The sequence below is a fragment of the Micromonospora sp. NPDC048830 genome, assembly GCF_043198215.1.
Taxonomy (GTDB): Bacteria; Actinomycetota; Actinomycetes; order Mycobacteriales; family Micromonosporaceae; genus Micromonospora.
The window spans coordinates 285,402-301,242 of sequence record NZ_JBICUP010000001.1 but is presented as its reverse complement, the minus strand read 5'-3'; the positions used below and the strand labels follow the sequence as shown (position 1 = coordinate 301,242).

At 70.8% G+C, this 15,841-nt stretch carries 20 protein-coding genes, 1 tRNA gene and 1 pseudogene; 12 read left to right on the top strand and 10 right to left on the bottom strand.

Annotated elements, in window-relative coordinates; genetic code table 11:
• Positions 1-117: 117 nt before the first annotated feature.
• From ACGFIZ_RS01480 to ACGFIZ_RS01470, 3 genes are all read right to left on the bottom strand, one after another.
• Complete coding sequence (locus tag ACGFIZ_RS01480) at positions 118-1,974, bottom strand: acyl-CoA dehydrogenase (protein ID WP_393414430.1); 1,857 nt, start codon at positions 1,972-1,974, stop codon at positions 118-120.
• Positions 1,975-2,180: 206 nt separating this feature from the next.
• Positions 2,181-3,308 (bottom strand): PP2C family protein-serine/threonine phosphatase, encoded by a 1,128-nt coding sequence (locus tag ACGFIZ_RS01475; RefSeq protein ID WP_347666346.1) that lies wholly within the window; start codon positions 3,306-3,308, stop codon positions 2,181-2,183.
• A gap of 122 nt (positions 3,309-3,430) precedes the next feature.
• Positions 3,431-4,060, bottom strand: coding sequence for a septal ring lytic transglycosylase RlpA family protein (locus tag ACGFIZ_RS01470; RefSeq protein WP_393414427.1), 630 nt, complete (start codon positions 4,058-4,060; stop codon positions 3,431-3,433).
• A 226-nt stretch (positions 4,061-4,286) separates the two neighbouring features.
• Here ACGFIZ_RS01470 and ACGFIZ_RS01465 point away from each other — a divergent pair, with 226 nt between their 5' ends.
• The 3 genes from ACGFIZ_RS01465 to ACGFIZ_RS01455 all read left to right on the top strand — a co-directional run bounded on the left by ACGFIZ_RS01465 (position 4,287) and on the right by ACGFIZ_RS01455 (position 5,955).
• Positions 4,287-4,835, top strand: a complete 549-nt coding sequence (locus ACGFIZ_RS01465; RefSeq protein ID WP_393414424.1) for a phosphoribosyltransferase family protein — start codon at positions 4,287-4,289, stop codon at positions 4,833-4,835.
• A gap of 121 nt (positions 4,836-4,956) precedes the next feature.
• Positions 4,957-5,250: a hypothetical protein gene (locus ACGFIZ_RS01460; protein ID WP_393414421.1), complete on the top strand. Its 294-nt coding sequence runs from the start codon at positions 4,957-4,959 to the stop codon at positions 5,248-5,250.
• Positions 5,251-5,535: 285 nt separating this feature from the next.
• Positions 5,536-5,955 (top strand): ASCH domain-containing protein, encoded by a 420-nt coding sequence (locus ACGFIZ_RS01455; protein WP_393414418.1) that lies wholly within the window; start codon positions 5,536-5,538, stop codon positions 5,953-5,955.
• A gap of 73 nt (positions 5,956-6,028) precedes the next feature.
• Here ACGFIZ_RS01455 and ACGFIZ_RS01450 read toward each other — a convergent pair whose 3' ends face one another.
• From ACGFIZ_RS01450 to ACGFIZ_RS01440, 3 genes are all read right to left on the bottom strand, one after another.
• Positions 6,029-6,919: an LLM class flavin-dependent oxidoreductase gene (locus ACGFIZ_RS01450; protein WP_393414415.1), complete on the bottom strand. Its 891-nt coding sequence runs from the start codon at positions 6,917-6,919 to the stop codon at positions 6,029-6,031.
• Positions 6,920-6,950: 31 nt separating this feature from the next.
• Positions 6,951-7,160, bottom strand: a complete 210-nt coding sequence (locus ACGFIZ_RS01445; RefSeq protein ID WP_393414412.1) for a hypothetical protein — start codon at positions 7,158-7,160, stop codon at positions 6,951-6,953.
• A gap of 66 nt (positions 7,161-7,226) precedes the next feature.
• Positions 7,227-7,787: a GNAT family N-acetyltransferase gene (locus tag ACGFIZ_RS01440; RefSeq protein ID WP_393414409.1), complete on the bottom strand. Its 561-nt coding sequence runs from the start codon at positions 7,785-7,787 to the stop codon at positions 7,227-7,229.
• A 191-nt stretch (positions 7,788-7,978) separates the two neighbouring features.
• Here ACGFIZ_RS01440 and ACGFIZ_RS01435 point away from each other — a divergent pair, with 191 nt between their 5' ends.
• Complete coding sequence (locus ACGFIZ_RS01435; protein ID WP_393414407.1) at positions 7,979-8,278, top strand: hypothetical protein; 300 nt, start codon at positions 7,979-7,981, stop codon at positions 8,276-8,278.
• 103 nt (positions 8,279-8,381) lie between these two features.
• Here ACGFIZ_RS01435 and ACGFIZ_RS01430 read toward each other — a convergent pair whose 3' ends face one another.
• Positions 8,382-8,846 (bottom strand): PH domain-containing protein, encoded by a 465-nt coding sequence (locus ACGFIZ_RS01430; RefSeq protein ID WP_393414404.1) that lies wholly within the window; start codon positions 8,844-8,846, stop codon positions 8,382-8,384.
• A 366-nt stretch (positions 8,847-9,212) separates the two neighbouring features.
• Between ACGFIZ_RS01430 and ACGFIZ_RS01425 the strand changes: the two genes are divergently transcribed.
• From ACGFIZ_RS01425 to ACGFIZ_RS01410, 4 genes and pseudogenes are all read left to right on the top strand, one after another.
• Positions 9,213-9,569: a VOC family protein gene (locus tag ACGFIZ_RS01425; RefSeq protein WP_393414401.1), complete on the top strand. Its 357-nt coding sequence runs from the start codon at positions 9,213-9,215 to the stop codon at positions 9,567-9,569.
• A 671-nt stretch (positions 9,570-10,240) separates the two neighbouring features.
• On the top strand, positions 10,241-10,519 hold the full coding sequence (locus tag ACGFIZ_RS01420) for a hypothetical protein (protein WP_393414398.1): 279 nt from the start codon (positions 10,241-10,243) through the stop codon (positions 10,517-10,519).
• Positions 10,520-10,725: 206 nt separating this feature from the next.
• Positions 10,726-11,253: a tyrosine-type recombinase/integrase gene (locus ACGFIZ_RS01415; RefSeq protein WP_393414862.1), complete on the top strand. Its 528-nt coding sequence runs from the start codon at positions 10,726-10,728 to the stop codon at positions 11,251-11,253.
• A 249-nt stretch (positions 11,254-11,502) separates the two neighbouring features.
• Positions 11,503-11,831, top strand: a pseudogene (locus ACGFIZ_RS01410) (hypothetical protein).
• Between the two features lie 153 nt (positions 11,832-11,984).
• On the opposite strand, the gene ACGFIZ_RS01405 reads toward ACGFIZ_RS01410, so the two are convergent.
• Positions 11,985-12,314, bottom strand: coding sequence for a hypothetical protein (locus tag ACGFIZ_RS01405; RefSeq protein WP_393414395.1), 330 nt, complete (start codon positions 12,312-12,314; stop codon positions 11,985-11,987).
• Between the two features lie 286 nt (positions 12,315-12,600).
• Here ACGFIZ_RS01405 and ACGFIZ_RS01400 point away from each other — a divergent pair, with 286 nt between their 5' ends.
• A complete protein-coding gene (locus tag ACGFIZ_RS01400; RefSeq protein ID WP_393414392.1) occupies positions 12,601-13,008 on the top strand; it encodes a hypothetical protein in 408 nt (135 codons plus the stop codon).
• The gene (locus ACGFIZ_RS01395; RefSeq protein WP_393414389.1) at positions 13,008-13,163 is read left to right on the top strand and encodes a hypothetical protein; all 156 of its coding nucleotides are present in this window, start codon (positions 13,008-13,010) and stop codon (positions 13,161-13,163) included. Before ACGFIZ_RS01400 ends, ACGFIZ_RS01395 begins: the two co-directional genes overlap by 1 nt.
• 52 nt (positions 13,164-13,215) lie before the next feature.
• Here the strand turns inward: ACGFIZ_RS01395 and ACGFIZ_RS01390 are convergent.
• A tRNA-Gly gene (locus ACGFIZ_RS01390) sits at positions 13,216-13,289 on the bottom strand.
• A 237-nt stretch (positions 13,290-13,526) separates the two neighbouring features.
• Here ACGFIZ_RS01390 and ACGFIZ_RS01385 point away from each other — a divergent pair.
• On the top strand, positions 13,527-14,510 hold the full coding sequence (locus tag ACGFIZ_RS01385) for a zinc metalloprotease (protein WP_393414386.1): 984 nt from the start codon (positions 13,527-13,529) through the stop codon (positions 14,508-14,510).
• 71 nt (positions 14,511-14,581) lie between these two features.
• On the opposite strand, the gene ACGFIZ_RS01380 is transcribed toward ACGFIZ_RS01385, so the two are convergent.
• Complete coding sequence (locus ACGFIZ_RS01380; protein WP_393414383.1) at positions 14,582-15,142, bottom strand: pyridoxamine 5'-phosphate oxidase family protein; 561 nt, start codon at positions 15,140-15,142, stop codon at positions 14,582-14,584.
• A gap of 99 nt (positions 15,143-15,241) precedes the next feature.
• Between ACGFIZ_RS01380 and dcd the strand changes: the two genes are divergently transcribed.
• Positions 15,242-15,820, top strand: a complete 579-nt coding sequence (gene dcd, locus ACGFIZ_RS01375; protein ID WP_393414380.1) for a dCTP deaminase — start codon at positions 15,242-15,244, stop codon at positions 15,818-15,820.
• Positions 15,821-15,841 lie beyond the last annotated feature (21 nt).

The window sequence follows — 15,841 nt, the reverse complement described above, 5'->3', positions numbered from 1 at the left end:
CATAGGGGACGGGCCACGCGGACCGGCACGCGGGCGACGCGACGGAAGGTCGCGCGGCGACGGCCGGCGAGCTGTCCGCTCGCCGGCCGTCGGTGTCGCTGAGGTGCCGTCAGCGGCTCAGAACGCCTCCTCCGGGAGGTCCATGAGGTCCAGGTCGGCGTTGGTGATGATCCGCCGGTCGGCGCCGATGCGGGGCAGCACCTCGCGGGCGAAGAACCTCGCGGCGGCGACCTTACCGGTGTAGAACGCCTTGTCGGCGGCCGAGACCTCGCCGGCCAGGGCGCGCAGCGCGACGTCGGCCTGCCGCTGGAGCAGCCAGCCGACGACGAGGTCACCGACAGCGAGCAGGAACCGGCGGCTGCTGAGGCCGACCTTGTAGAGCGCGCGGGCGTCGCCGCCCTGCGCCTCGCCCAGCCAGCCGGTCAGCACCCCGAGGATGGTCTGCACCTCGGCGAGCGCCTTGCCGAGCGCCTGCCGCTCCTCCTTGAGCTGGCCGTTGCCGCCCTCGGAGGTGATGAACTCCTGGATCTCGCCGGCGACCGTCAGCAGGGCCTTGCCGTTGTCCCGGACGATCTTCCGGAAGACCAGGTCGAGACTCTGGATCGCCGTGGTGCCCTCGTACAAAGTGTCGATCTTCGAGTCCCGGACGTACTGCTCCAGCGGGTAGTCCTGGAGGAATCCGGAGCCGCCGAAGGTCTGCAACGCCTCGTGGCCGAGCAGTTCGTACGCCCGCTCCGAGCCGACGCCCTTGACCAGCGGCAGCAGCAGGTCGTTGACCCGCTTGGCCACCTTGGTGGCCTGCTCGTCGCCCGTTGCCTCGGCGATGGCGACCCTGTCCTGCCAGGAGGCGGTGTAGCAGACCAGCGCCCGCAGCCCCTCGGCGTACGACTTCTGGAGCATCAGCGAACGCCGCACGTCGGGGTGGTGGGTGATGGTGACCCGGGGAGCCGTCTTGTCGGCCATCTGGATCAGGTCGGCGCCCTGCACCCGGTTCCTGGCGTACTCGAGCGCGTTCAGGTAGCCGGTCGACAGGGTGGCGATCGCCTTCGTGCCGACCATCATGCGGGCGTACTCGATGATCATGAACATCTGCCGGATGCCGTCGTGCTTCTCGCCCAGCAGCCAGCCCTTCGCGGGCACGCCGTGCTCGCCGAAGGTCAATTCGCAGGTGTTGGAGGCCTTCAGGCCCATCTTGTGCTCGACGTTGGTGGCGAAGACGCCGTTGCGCTCGCCCAGCTCGCCCGTCTCCTCGTCGAAGTGGTACTTCGGCACGACGAACAGCGACAGGCCCTTGGTGCCCGGGCCGCCCACGCCCTCGACGCCGACCGGGCGGGCCAGCACGTAGTGGACGATGTTGTCGGACAGGTCGTGCTCGCCCGAGGTGATGAAGCGCTTCACGCCCTCGATGTGCCACGTGCCGTCCGGCTGGGGGATGGCGCGGGTGCGGCCCGCCCCGACGTCCGAGCCGGCGTCGGGCTCGGTGAGCACCATCGTGGAGCCCCACTGCTTGTCGACGAGGAGCTTGGCCCACTTCTTCTGCCGTTCGGTGCCCTCGGCGTACAGCACGTGGGCGAAGGACGGGCCGGAGGCGTACATCCAGATCGGCGCGTTCGCGCCGAGCACCAGCTCGGCGACCGACCACCAGAGGGTGCGCGGGGCGCTGGTGCCGCCCAGCGCCTCGGGGAGGTCCAGCCGCCAGAACTCGGAGTCCATGAACGCCTGGTACGACTTCCGGAAGGACTCCGGCAGCGGCGCGGTGTGCGTGGCCGGGTCGAAGACCGGCGGGTTGCGGTCGCTGTCCGCGTAGCTGGCGGCCAGGTCCTCGCGGGCCAGGCGGTCGACCTCGGAGAGGAAGCTGCGGGCGGTGTCGACGTCCAGATCCGGGTACGGCTCCTGGCCGAACGTCCGGTCCGCCCCGAAGACCTCGAACAGGTTGAACTCGAGGTCCCGAAGGTTGCTCTTGTAGTGGGTCATGCTCGCAGGCCCCGCTTCCGGACACGTGTTACCGATCAGTAACCAAGACTGTATTACTCACCGGTAGGAAGCGACAAGCCGCTCGCGGAAGTGACGGCGATTACACATTCCGATTTCGCCCGTCGGCGGCCGGCGACCGAAGCACGACGGGGCCCGGCCGGCGGCACGCCCGGGCGGCGGGCGCGCGAGGGCTCCGCCGGCGTCGGCTAGCCCTCGGCGGCGCCGAGCTCCCAGCTCGGCACGGGTGCGGTCGCGTCGCTGACCGGGCCCGCGTACTCCATCAGGACCAGGGCGATGTCGTCGTCGAGCCGGCCGTGCACCCACTCGACCAGGGCCGTCTCCAGCGACGCCAGGCCGTCGCCGACGGTGCCGTGGCCGAGCAGCCGCCACGCCCGGTCCGCCGTCGGGAAGAACTCGCCGTCCCGCCGGGCCTCGCCGAGGCCGTCGGTGAACAGCAGCAACCGGTCGCCCGGCTCCAGGCGCTCCACGCGGGGCCGGACCACCGGCATGAAGCCCAGCGGCGGGGCCGGGGCCGGCGGCTCCAGCGGGATCACCGCGCCCCGGCGCAGCAGCAGGGGCGGCGGGTGGCCGCAGTTGACGATGGTCAGCGTCCCGCCCCGCTCCTCGACCAGGGCCGCCGTGACGAAGTCCTCGTCGCCGACGTTGCGGGCCACCGCCCGGTCCAGGTCCGCGACCACGGCCCGCAGGTCGGCCCGCTCGTACGCGACGTGCCGGTACGAGCCGAGCACGATGCTGGCCAGCCGGACGGCGTCCAGCCCCTTGCCGCGTACGTCGCCGATGATCATTCGCACGCCGTACGGGGTGTCCATGGCCTCGTACAGGTCGCCGCCGATCTCCGCGGTGGTGCTGGAGGAGATGTAGCGCCCGGCCACCATGAGGGTGCCCACCTGCGGACCCAGCGGGCGCAGCACCGCCTGCTGGGCCACCGCCGCCAGCTTGGACAGCTCGGCGATCCGCTCGGCCTGCCGCTGGCGTACGGCCGCCACCGCCGCCGCGATTCCGGTGGCCAGCGCGATGCCGGCCACGTTGACCGCGGTGACCAGGGACGTCCTCGGCTCGGTGAGCGCGAAGGCGGAGCCGATGGCGGTCGCCACGGCGCCCACCCCGAGCACCACCCGCCAGGAGGCGAGGGCCGCGGCGAGGAAGGGCGCGGCGACCATCAGCGCGATGTAGTGCGCCGGACGGCCGTCCGCCAGCTCCACCGCGGAGACGATCGCGAGCAGGACAAGGGCCGCGCCGAGGCCGGCGCGGGATCCTGGGCTCAGCGGGCCGCGGCCCGACTGGAAGGCATGCGTGCGTACGAAGGACAGCATGCCTGATCCGGATGAACGGGTGAATGATCCTGGCCCGTCATCCGATGATGTTCTACCCGGGCGGCCCCGGAAGCGGGGCTGATCGACTCCGGTCACCTCGGCCATCGCCGGTTGCGTACCCGTCAGCCCAGCACCTCGTACCGGACGGTCAACTCGCCGAGGTCGACCGACGCGATGGCCGCGAAGGCGGCGCGGGACAGGTCGAGGCACCGGCCCGCGACGAACGGGCCGCGGTCGTTGATCCGCACGGTGACGGACTTGCCGTTCGCCGGGTTGGTCACCCGGACCTTCGTGTTGAACGGCAGCGTCTTGTGCGCGGCGGTGAGGGCGCTCGGGTCGAAGGTCTCCCCGTTGGCCGTCATCTGCCCCTCGTCGTAAAAGGACGCGCCGCAGGTGCCGCTGTCGACGACCCTGCTGGTCGGCGCGGCCTTCCTGGTCGTGGCGGTTGGCTTCGGCGCGGCGGTCCGCGGCTTGCTCCGGGACGCGGCCTGGCTCCGGGTGGCCGTCGGGCTGGCCGTGGCGCTCGGCGAGAGGCTGGGGCTGGGCGAGAGGCTGGGGCTCGACGAGGCCGACGGGGTGGCGGCGAGGATGTCCGCCGGGGTCTCCGCGACGGCTGTCGGCGACGCCTCGCCGGAGGTCAGGTGCACGGCACCGACGGTCCCGCCGACGACGAGCGCGACGCCGACGGCGGCGGTGGCCGCGATCGCGGCCGGCGAGAGGGAGAAGCGGGTGCGGGAGTGCCTGCCAGCCACCGGTCCGGTCCTTTCGTCGACTGAGCAAAAACCGGCCCGAACCGTAACGAGAGAAGCACTTCCGAAGTCAACGTGATCATGCTGGTATGTTCGCAATTGCCCATATACGTGTACCCGATCATCCGAGGCGAGGTGGGCCGCACGGCCCCGGCCGCGCCCTGGTGGCTGAGCGCGGACTTCGGCGCCGTCCCCGCCCCCCTCGCGGCGATGCCGCACGATGGTCGGCATGCCCGCCGAGCTGAGCGAACGTCTGGTCGAGCTGTTCCGCTGGATCGATCCCGGCGCGCAGAGCGACCACCTAATCAGCGACGTCTCGGGCTGGTGGCGCGACGCGGACGTGCTGGCGCGGCTCGGACCGGCCCTCGCGGAGCCGTTCCGGGACGCCCGGCCGACCGTGGTGCTCGCCCCGGCCGTCACCGGGCTGCTGCTCGGCCCGCTCGCCGCGGCCGCGCTGGGGGTCGGGTTCGTGCCCGCGTACAAGGCGGGGGACGGGCGGACGCCTGCCGGGCCGACGACGTGGGCGCAGAGCCCGCCGGACTTCCGGGGGCGCCGGGTCGACCTGGGAGTGCGGGACCGACACCTCGGCCCCGGGGACCGGGTGCTGGTGGTCGACGACTGGGTGGCCACCGGTGCCCAGCTCCGCGCCCTGTACGCGATCTGCGCCGCCCGGGGCGCCCAGGTCCTCGGCGCGTCCGCCGTGGTGGTCGACTGTCCGCCCGACCTCGCTGCCGAGCTGCGGGTACGCGGCCTGGTCGGCGCCGCCCGGCTCGGCTGAGGGCGAGACCTCCGCGCGGGGCATTGACCTCAAGCGAGGTTGCCTCGTCGAGCTGACGCACCAGGCGGCCCTGGGCTATCTGCGGTACGCCCACGGCAACGCCGTCATGCTGGTACACGCGGTGACCGCACCGACGGCGGTGCTGCGCGTGCTGCCGGATCTCGACCCCGCGCTCCGGGCGCCGCGCCTCACCGCCGCCTGGTCCGCGACGGCGGTGACCGCCGTCTACGCCCCGCCGGACGGCGTGCCACCCGCCACGGCGGCCCCCGGTACCCCGGCCGAGGTGTTCGACCGGGCGGCCCGGCACGGCGACGAGCACGTGGTGAAGCTGGCCGACGCGGTCCTCGACGCGCACGCGGCCATCGGGGACGAGCGGGTGCTGGCGGCGGCCGACCACGCCGGGCGGCTCATCTGACGAATTCCTCCACCGCGGTGCAGACCCGGCCCAGCGCCTCGGCCGAGCGGGCCAGCGGGCCGGGCACCAGCAGCCCGTGGTCGGCCTCGTCGATCTCCAGCACGTGCGGCGTGAGCCGGCGGGCCGCCGCGCCGTCCCAGAGGCTGTCGGCGGCGCCACCGACCAGCAGGAACGGGTCGCTCGCCCGGCTCAGCGCCTCGGCCTCGCCGTCACCGTAACGCCACCGGCGCCCGCGGTGGGGTCCGATCCCGGCCCGGGCGGCGGCCGGCGCGTAGCCTCGGCAGGATGTGGCCTCGGATCGGCGGACTGCGCACCCTCGACCTCGGCACCCCCGGGAAGATGCGGGCGAGGCTCAACACCCTGGTGCGCAACGGCGTCAAGACGGCGACGGCCGGCCTGCTCGACGAGTACGCCGACGAGGGCGAGGAACTGGAGCGCGTCGGCGAACGACTGGCCCTCGTGGACGACCACGACACGCTGGTCGGCGTCGTCGAGGTGACCGGCGTCGAGGTGGTCCGCTTCGCCGACGTCCCCTGGGACTTCGCCCGGTCGGAGGGGGAGGGCGACCGGTCGATCGAGGAGTGGCGGGCCGGCCACGCCGCCTACTGGGCCCGGGTGGGCACCCCGGTCACGGACGACAGCCGGATCGTCTGCGTCCGCTTCCGCCTCGTCTCGGCCGGCGACGGCGGCGTCCTCGGCACGTAGGGGCGTCCTCGGCACGTAGGGGCGTCCTCGGCACGTAGGGGAAGGACTCCCTTCTCACCCGCCGGCCCCGGGCTCACGCGGTGGCGAGGCCGCGCAGCTCCGGCAGGAGGCGGGTGGCGACGTCCACCAGGGTCGCCTCGTCCCCGGCGTACCAGCTGCTGGCGCGCGGCCAGTGCGTCACCACGTCGGTGAAGCCGAGGTCGGCGGCCCGCCGGACCTGCTCGGCGAAGAAGTCCGCGCTGCTCAGCGAGAACGCGGGGGCGGAGTCGAGGGAGAGGTAACGGTCCAGCGTCGCGGGGTCGCGTCCGGCCTCGGCCAGCGTCCGGTCCATCCGGCCCGACAGCTCACGCACCGTCCCCCACCAGCTCTCCACGTCGTCGCCACCCGCACCGGTGGTCACCCAGCCCTGTCCGTACCGGGCCGCCAGCCGCATCGACCGGGGGCCGTTGGCGGCCACCACGAACGGCACCCGCGGGGTCTGCACGCAGCCCGGGTTGCTGCGGGCGCCCACGGCGGCGAACCAGTCGCCGCGCCAGGTGGTGCCGTCCTCGCGCAGGATCAGGTCGAGCAGCTCGGTGAACTCGGCGAACCGGTCGACCCGCTGACGCGGCGGCAGCGTCTCGCCCCCGAGCACGGCGGAGTCGAAGCCGATGCCGCCCGCGCCGAGGCCGAGCAGGAACCGGCCGCCCGAGACGTCGTCGAGAGCGGTGACCTGGCGGGCGAACGCCGCCGGGTGCCGGAAGTTGGGCGAGGCGACGAGGGTGCCCAGCCGGATGCGGGAGGTCACCGTGGCGGCGGCGGTCAGCGTCGTCACCGAGTCGAACCACGGCCCGTCGACCAGGTCCCGCCAGCCCAGATGGTCGTACGTCCAGGCGTGGTCGAAGCCCCACTCCTCCGCCCGCCGCCACCGCCGTTGCGACTCCGACCAGCGCTGGTCGGGCAGGATCACGATGCCAATCCGCATGATCGCCAGGGTACGGCCCGCGGTGTCCCCCTCACAGCGTGGCGAGCTTGGCCAGCATCCGCCCCAGGTGCGGCTCCACGGTCCCGGGGGCGGCGTCGGCCACCTCGCGCGGCGTCCACCACCGCACGCCGTGGAACTCCGCCCGGTCGGGGGTGATCCGCTGTTCGGGGTCGCCGGCGAGCACGTACCAGAGGCTCACGTCCGTGTGCCGGGTCTCGGGCGGGCCGACCGTCGAGGTCACCGTGACCAGGGCCGGGCGCGCGCCGAGGGCCGGCGCGAAGACCGCCGGTACGCCCAGTGGGCCGGGTCAGCGGTCGCCGGGGGTGCGGGCGAGCCACTCCGGCGCGAGCAGTGACCAGACCTCGGTGTCGTACCGGACGCCCTGGTAGAGGAACTCGTCCCGCAGCACCCCGTCCCGCCGCATGCCGAGCCGCCGGGCGACGTTGCTGCTGGCGGTGTTCTCCGGGCGGCAGAGCCATGCGATTCGGTGGATGCCCCGCACGCGCACCGCCCAGTCGACGAGGTGCCCGGCCGCCCGGGTGACCAGCCCGCGGCCCTGGCCGGCCGGCTCCAGCCAGCAGCCCAGCTCGCACTTGCCGGCGGCGGCGTCGAAGGAGACGAACATGACCCCGCCGACGAGCGTGCCGTCGAGCCAGATGCCGTACAGCCGGCCGGCGTCGCGGGCCGTAAGGTCCGCGAACCGTTGCAGGGTGGCGCGGGCCGACTCCAGATCCGTGTTCCGGCTCGCCCACGGGATCCACGGGTCCACCGCGTCACGGGCCCGGTCCATGTGGGCGAGGAACTCCTCGGCCTGCCACGGCTCCAGCGGGCGCAGCTCGATCCCGTCGTCGAGAGTGATCGCGAACACGAGCGCACTGTACCGGCGGGGACCGCTCCCGTACCGCCCGGCGCGTCATGCCTCGCTGGTGCGACGCCGGTTGTCCGTCCCGGCTGGAGCAGGTCCCGACGGGGGTCGCCTGGTAAGGGTTCCCCATACCGCCCCGTGCGCAAGATCGACCACAATGGAGAACCGTCACGTGCCATACCGAAAGGACGCAAGTGAAACGTCGACTTCTGCACGCCCTGACGGCCGGGATCGTCATCCTCGGCGGCGCGGCGGTGGCAGCCCCGCCGGCCTCGGCAAGCGACGCCCCCGGCTTCGTCTGCAACCTCACGGAGAACACCTGGCTCCGCGCCGCGCCCCAGAGCTCCTTCATCCTGCGCACGCTGACGGCGGGTCGCGGGTTCCGCTGGCACGGCCAGGTATGGGGCATCGACGACGACGTCTGGATCTACGGCCACGGCGCCGAAGACCCCGCACTGGACGGTTGGGTCCCGGCCCGCAACACCACCTGCTGAACCGTCGACTCTGCCGGGGATGGCCGCACGCTGCTGCGGCCATCCCCGTATCCGTTCCCGCCGGATCGGCATCCGAGTTCCGGCGCGCTGGTCCGGACGGCGATCAGCGGTGCGCGTTGAGGGCGTCCAGGACCGCGGCGAACTCGTCGGGTGGCAGGAAGATCCGGTTGCCGTGGCGTGCCCGGGAACCCCGACGCCAGATGGGCGTTTCGAGGTCGCGCTCCGGATCCCGGGCTGACAGCCAGATCTGCCAGGCGTCGTAGTGGGCGGCCTGGCCGGCCCAGACGCGGGTCACCTGCGACCAGGGAATGATCCGCGTACGGAAAACCGTGCGGATCTTGATGCCGTGGTCGCTGACGTAGACGCCCACCAGCGTCACCCGCCACAGCACCACCTGCCAGATCGACACGAAGAGGCCGATGGCCACGCCCCCAAATACGCCGCTTCCGGGAAGGCCGCAGAGCGGAAGGAGACCGGCGGCGGACGCGCCGACCGCGACGACGTAGCGCAAGGTGTGGAGATCGCCCTGGTCGCCTCGGTAACCGTACGGCCGCACCCAGTCCGGCATGTGCCGCATCGTACGGCTCGACGGCAAACCCGAAGCGGGTGACGGAATCGAGTTGGGGCGTCGGACACGGCCCCTGGCGGCGGGGTCGCGGCGAGGTTTGAGGCAGTTGGCGCCGCACTCGACGGCATGGCGTTCGCGGTTAGGGTGGATCAAGGCAGGCCAACTGCCCTACTGCGCGCCCTACGGTCCTCGCCCGGTGCCTCGGCCAGGCGAGAGCCTGAAATTGGTTCGACCCCCGCTCGCCTCGCTCGTTAGGTTGCGAGTTTGTTCCCACTGCAGGGAGCCCATGAGATCCTCGTGCGGCCGCCCAGGCAGATCCCACGCGGAGAGTAGGCCTCGTCAATGGCATGCCGTATCAGTGAGCTCGTGCTCAAGTGTCACGACCCCGAGTTGCTGGCGCGGTTCTGGTGCGAGGTCCTGGACTTCATAGAGCTCGATCGCGAAGCGGAGGGCTGCATCGAGATAGGTCCGCGCGAAGGGTTCGGCGGCCCGCAGCCGACGATCTTCCTCATCCGCGACGACGAGCCGAAGAACGGGCGTGCCCGGCTGCACATCGACGTCAACCCCACCGACCGCGATCAGGACGCCGAGCTCGAGCGCCTCCTGGCCGCCGGGGCCGAACTCGTCGACATCGGTCAGCCTGCCGAGGCGTCCTGGCACGTCCTCGCCGATCCGGAAGGCAACGAGTTTTGCCTGCTCAAGCGCCGCCTCGACCCACTCTGACGGCCTTGCCGAAACGATCGACGCAGCCGCCACCCCACAGCCGCCGACAAGATCTCGACGTCTGACACGGCGCGGCGGGCTGCCCGGCCAGGGAGGCCCGATGGCACGCTGCATGATCCTTAAACCTTGGAACATCGAAGGCCCTGGCTGGGACTCGCGTCCTGGCCAGGGCCTCGTGGAGCGGGTGACGGGAATCGAACCCGCACTGTCAGCTTGGGAATTGCCAATGTGCGGCTGCCAGCAGGCCCCACGGCCTGGTCGGCTCGGTCCTCAGTGGCCTGGTCTGCCCTTGGCTGGCCTACGCCAATGGCACGCTAATGGCACGTCGGTCAGAGCCCCGTTACCCGGTGGCAAGCCGCGTAGCGGCGCGGCAGCGATCGCCCCGCCCTCGACGACGGCCAACCTCTCCCGCGATCGTCACGGCATACGTTGGGCATACGCTGCATCAGCGACCTCCGCATTACGAGATCAAACTACGCGTCCCGCCGACCTCGGCACATGGCGGTCTAGCAGCGGAAATGCCTCTCGGCATCTCCCATCACTCCCCCGCTGTCGGTCGGCCTCTTGCGGACTGGATGCGGACTGCACGGGCCGGGCGCCGGATGACCGTCTGGGGTACCGACTACTGGCACGTACATGGCACGGCGACCTACGCGGGCTAGTTTGGGTTGGTGGATGAGCTTCTGGCGATCCTGTTGGTTGTCGGCTCCTTGGCGGCCACCTTGGGATTCCTCGCGTGGCTGGCAGTCCGGGTCCGTCGCCGGGGCATTGGCGGCAACGTCATGGGTCCGTTCGAGGAGATCTGGCATCCAGCCGCTCATCGCTTCCGTGCAGAGATCCAGGTGCACGAGGAACGCATGGTGCCGCTGCCATCGGCCGGAGATCGCAAGAAGCGGGGTCGGGGTGCAGCCGCTGGGCCGGGAGACTCGCTTCCGGGTAGCCGCTGCTGAGATACACGGACTGCTCAAGAGAGCGGATCTCCTCGTCGGGCAGTCGTAGACCTTCCAGGCTCCCCGGACGGGGACAAGGTGGAGCCCCCTACCGGACGAACGACCTTGGCCCCGTCCGGGGAGCCTGGTAGCCCTTGTGGTGCCCGGCGAGGTGATCCGCGGGAGGCACCTTCAGGCAGGCATACAGCGAACAGCGTGGCGTCGGCCTGGTCCTCGGGCCACCGAAGTCCCGCGCCAGCCGACGCACGATCAGCCTGCCGCCGGCCGTGGTCGACGTCGTCCGCGAGCACCTGGCGGCCGAGGTCGACGACAACCCGGAGGCGCTTGTGTTCGCGACCGAGAGCGGGCGGCCGATCTGGCGCGGCAACCTCAACAAGCTGATCGACTGGAAGGCGGCCGTCGGGAGGATCGGGCAACCGCATCTGCACTTCCACGATCTGCGGCACACCGGTAACACTCTCGCCGCGCGAACCGGGGCGAGCACCCGCGACCTGATGGCGCGGATGGGGCACGACTCATCCCAGGCGGCGTTGGTCTACCAGCACGCCACGAGTGAGGCGGATCGAGCCATCGCCCAGGCGCTGCACGAGGCGATGCGGGTCGACCGGAAGAAGGCCAAGAAGTCGGCCGACGGCTCGGGCAAGGCCAAGGACACGACCGGCAAGAAGGCGGGCGGCAAGAAGGGCAAGAAGCGCTCAGCGAACCCGGACGAGGCCGGGGATGACAGGTGCTAATGGCACGCCAATGGCACGCCGCATGATCTTTGACCTTCAAATATCGAAGGCCCTGCCTGGGACTGTCGTCCTGGCCAGGGCCTCGATCGTGGAGCGGGTGACGGGAATCGAACCCGCACTGTCAGCTTGGGAATCGGGTTGATCTGCACGTTGGGTAGCCGCATCGCCCGGTACAGGAAGACGGAGGGTTCGGGTTGTGACCGCCGCGATGCCGGCGTTGGCTCGTGTTTATGCCTGTATCGGGCACGCATCGGGCACGTGATCGAGGGCGGGCGTTGTCCGGGTGAGAGGCTGAGTAGGTGGGGCTGAACAAGGAGACAGCAGTGCGGCTCGCCGATGCACGTCTGGCTGAATGGCAAAGCGTCAGCTATGGCGAGTGGCGCGCGATGCTCGACGGCAAGGACGTACGCCAGATCGTCGGCGAGGACGGCAAGCGGTACAGCGTGGTCAGCTACGCCCTCGATGACGGCGATGGGCGTATCCGCATGAGGGTGGCCGTGGATGACGGGGGCTGGTCGTCGTTCGTTCCGCTGGTCCGCGACGAGCTCATGATGCCGGATGGCAGGTTCGTCGAATGACCTCTTCCGTGTGAAGGAACCGTCACACGTTGACGAGCTGCGGGGTTGGCGGCACTGACCTGGATTAGCGGTCCGGAAGTGCCCACGGGCGTCCACCCCTGTCCGCGTCGATCGTCACCCAGTTGGTCACCCAGCCTCAACTGTCAGATGCGCTCACCATCTGCGAAAGTTGCACATATCCGTAATCGCTCGCTGGATAAGATCCCAGGACTTCTGAACATCAACCCTCCCGCTTGTCACGCCCGAATAGCGCGAAGTCTCCCGAATCAGGAGAACTGCACCAATCCACGTCGTAACGATGCCCAGCGCCATGGCAACAAAGAGCATTATCACGAGCGGCACAAGGACGTTCGGCGCAACGCCGAGTCGAGCAAGCACCATCAGCACGAGCGTTACCGGGAAGAGCAGAGCGAGGCGCATCCCTCTTACGAACAGACGGTATCGATACGACTCCACAATCGTGGACATATCGGGGCTATCCAAGCGGCTCTCCATTCCGATCCCAGGCGCCTGCAAACACAGTCGCACGCCGAGTCAACGGTTGTGCCATCCCGTCTGCCGCCGACCCGCCCTCCGGGGAGCGGGCCGCCGCCCGGCCCGCCACGTCAAGCGGACCTTGACGCACGTACGGACGCTGGCGGGCCGGGCGGTGGTCTGCTCGGCTCGCCCGGGTCGACGGCTGGCGGGATGGCCCTGCGCAACCACCGCGCAACCCTTGTCGGATCAAGGGTGCCGCATCGAGCGCGCGGCTGAGCGACCTGTCGCCACCGTGGCCCAGGTCTTCCAGCTCGCCGACATCGTGCCCGGCCGGCTTCGCGCCCTGGTCCTGCTCGCCGCCTTCGCGAGCCTCCGCTACGGAGAACTCGCCGCGCTACGCCGCCGCGACGTCGACCCGCGCTGTAGGACCGTGACGGTCCGCGCGACCCTGGTCGAGCGCTCAGACGGAAGCCTCGCCTTCGGGCCACCCAAGACCGATGCCGGCATTCGGACCGTCACCGTCCCCGACGCGATCCGCCGCGACATCCGCGCCCACCTGGACGACTTCGTCGGTGACGATCAGGACGCGCTCATCTTCACCGGAGCGAAGGGCGCTGTCCTGCGCCGCTCCAACTTCCAGACCTGCGGCACACCGGAAACACCCTGGCCTCTCGCACCGGTGCCAGCCTCGCCGACCTGATGGCCCGGATGGGCCACGCCTCCACCCGCGCGGCCATGATCTACCAGCACACCGCGCAGGAACGTGACGAACACATCGCGAACGCGCTCAGCTCCCAGATCAAGCAGACCCGGAATCGGGCACGCAGCGGGCACGGGCAGCGCAAGAAGCGGTAGCAACATCGAAGGCCCTGGCTGGGACTGACGTCCTGGCCAGGGCCTTCGTGTGTGGAGCGGGTGACGGGAATCGAACCCGCACTGTCAGCTTGGGAAGCTGATGTTCTGCCATTGAACTACACCCGCAGGCGGCACCACTGTACCTGAGGTCACCGCCACTCCGCACCAGGTACCCCCCTCGGGCGCGTCACCGGCGCCCCCGGCACCCCCAAAGATGACATTCCATCAGGAAAAACCCCCAGAAGTTTTCATCCCAGCAACACATGCCCATTCTCAAATTCGTCGATCGGATGTAACGTCACCTCCACGTTTCAGCCTCGGCGTGACATACCCCCTGTCGCGTCGTCAGAAAGAGGTGGGCCCATGGGACTCCGTCCCAACCTGCTGACCCGGCGGACCGCCGGCGTCGCGTCGACGACCCTCGCGCTGCTGCTCAGCACCGCCGCGGTGGGCGTCGTCCCGGCCGCTTCGGCCTTCTCCGCCGCCCCGTCGGACGCCTGCGTCGAGCCGGCCGACGTCCACACGGACGCCCGGATCAAGGCCGGCGGCCACGCCAAGCACGAGCCGAACGAGCTGACCTCCGCCCAGGTCCGTGAGCGCGAGGCGGACCTGGCCGCCGCGCTGCGCGAGCGGGCCAACTTCCGCCCCGGCGCCGGGGCCACGCCGGTGGCGAGCGTGACCATCCCGGTCATCGTCCACGTCATCCAGCGGGACAGCACCCGGGCCGGTGGCAACATCCCGGACTCGATGATCACCCAGCAGATCAGCGTGCTGAACCAGGCGTACAGCGGCGCCACCGGCGGCGCGGCCACCGCCTTCGCGTTCCAGCTGCAGAAGATCAACCGGGTCACCAACCCGACCTGGTACCCGATCGTGTACGGCTCGTCCGCCGAGCGCTCGATGAAGAGCACCCTGCGGGAGGGCGGCAAGAACACGCTGAACGTCTACCTCGGCGAGCTGAGCGACGACCTGCTCGGCTGGGCGACCTTCCCGCAGCGGAAGCTGAGCAGCTCGGACGGCGTAGTCGTGCTGGGCGAGTCGCTGCCGGGTGGCACCGCCACCAACTACAACCAGGGCGACACCGGCACCCACGAGGTCGGCCACTGGCTGAACCTGTACCACACCTTCCAGGGCGGCTGCTCCGGCGCCGGCGACAGTGTGGACGACACCCCGGCCGAGGGTTCGGCGGCGTTCCAGTGCCCCACCGGGCGGGACACCTGCACCGCGGCGGGCCTGGACCCGATCACCAACTTCATGGACTACACCTACGACTCGTGCATGTACCAGTTCACCCCTGGTCAGGCGAGCCGGATGCTGACCGCGTGGAACGCCTACCGCGCGGCCTGACGTACCACCGCTGCTGACACTCCGGTGCCGGCTCCGTCCTACGACGGGGCCGGCACCGGCGTCTTCGGGGGTCAGGCCGCCGCGCGGTGGGCGCCCTGCGCGCGCCGGGCCGGCCCCTGATCGGGTACGTCGACACTGGCGCCGCCCGCGGGCCTCGCCGCCACCGGGTCCAGCCAGACCTGCACGGCCGGCCGGCCCGGGCCGTCGCCAGGAGCGGACGAGCCGCCGTGCGCCCGCCGGGTCAGCATCGCCACGTCGACGGTGAACTCGAACAGCCGCCAGTCGACCTGCGGCGCGGCCCGCCCGATCTCGGCCAACCGGGCCACCCGCGCCTGGTCGGTCACGGGCCGGGCGCGCCCCGCCACGTACGCCTCGTCGTCGCTGTCCTCAGGTGGGAAGGAGTGCAGCGCGTAGCGGCCGTCGCGCTCCAGGTCGCGCCGCTTCGGGGAGTCGATGACGAAGCAGAAGAGCCCCTCGTCGGTGATCACCGGGGACACCGGGTGCACCCGGGGCCCGCCGTCGGCACGGACGGTGGCCAGGTAGCCGAAGCCCGGCCCGTACTGCTGCATGAGGAGGCGGATCCCGTCGGCGAGTCGTGGCTCGTCAGCGGCGAATTCGGACCAGGAAGCCATGCCGGCATCCTATCGAACAAATGTACGATCAGCGACCACGACACGCAGGTCCCCCGAACCGGTCGCAGCGGCTGTCACCAGGATCGCTATGGTGTTGCGATGCTGCTCTCCGACCGCGACCTCGTCAGCGAGCTGAACGCTGGCACGCTCGCCCTGGAGCCGTTCGAGCCGAGTCTGGTGCAGCCGTCGAGCATCGACGTACGCCTCGACAAGCTCTTCCGGGTCTTCAACAACCACCTCTACACGCACATCGACCCGTCGATTCAGCAGGACGACCTGACGTCGGCGGTGGAGGTGCCCGACGGCGAGCCGTTCGTGCTACACCCGGGCGAGTTCGTGCTCGCCTCGACGCTGGAGGTGATCTCGCTCGGCGACCAGCTCGCGGGTCGCCTCGAAGGCAAGAGCTCGCTCGGCCGGCTCGGGCTGCTGACCCACTCGACCGCCGGCTTCATCGACCCGGGCTTCTCCGGGCACGTCACGCTGGAGCTGTCCAACGTGGCGAACCTGCCGATCACCCTGTGGCCGGGAATGAAGATCGGGCAGCTGTGCATCTTCCGGCTCTCGTCGCCGGCCGAGCACCCGTACGGGTCGGCCGTCTACGGCTCGCGCTACCAGGGGCAGCGCGGCCCGACCCCGAGCCGGTCCTGGCGGAACTGGCGCACCTGGCCCACCCGCTGACACCGCCCGGCGGCGAGCAGG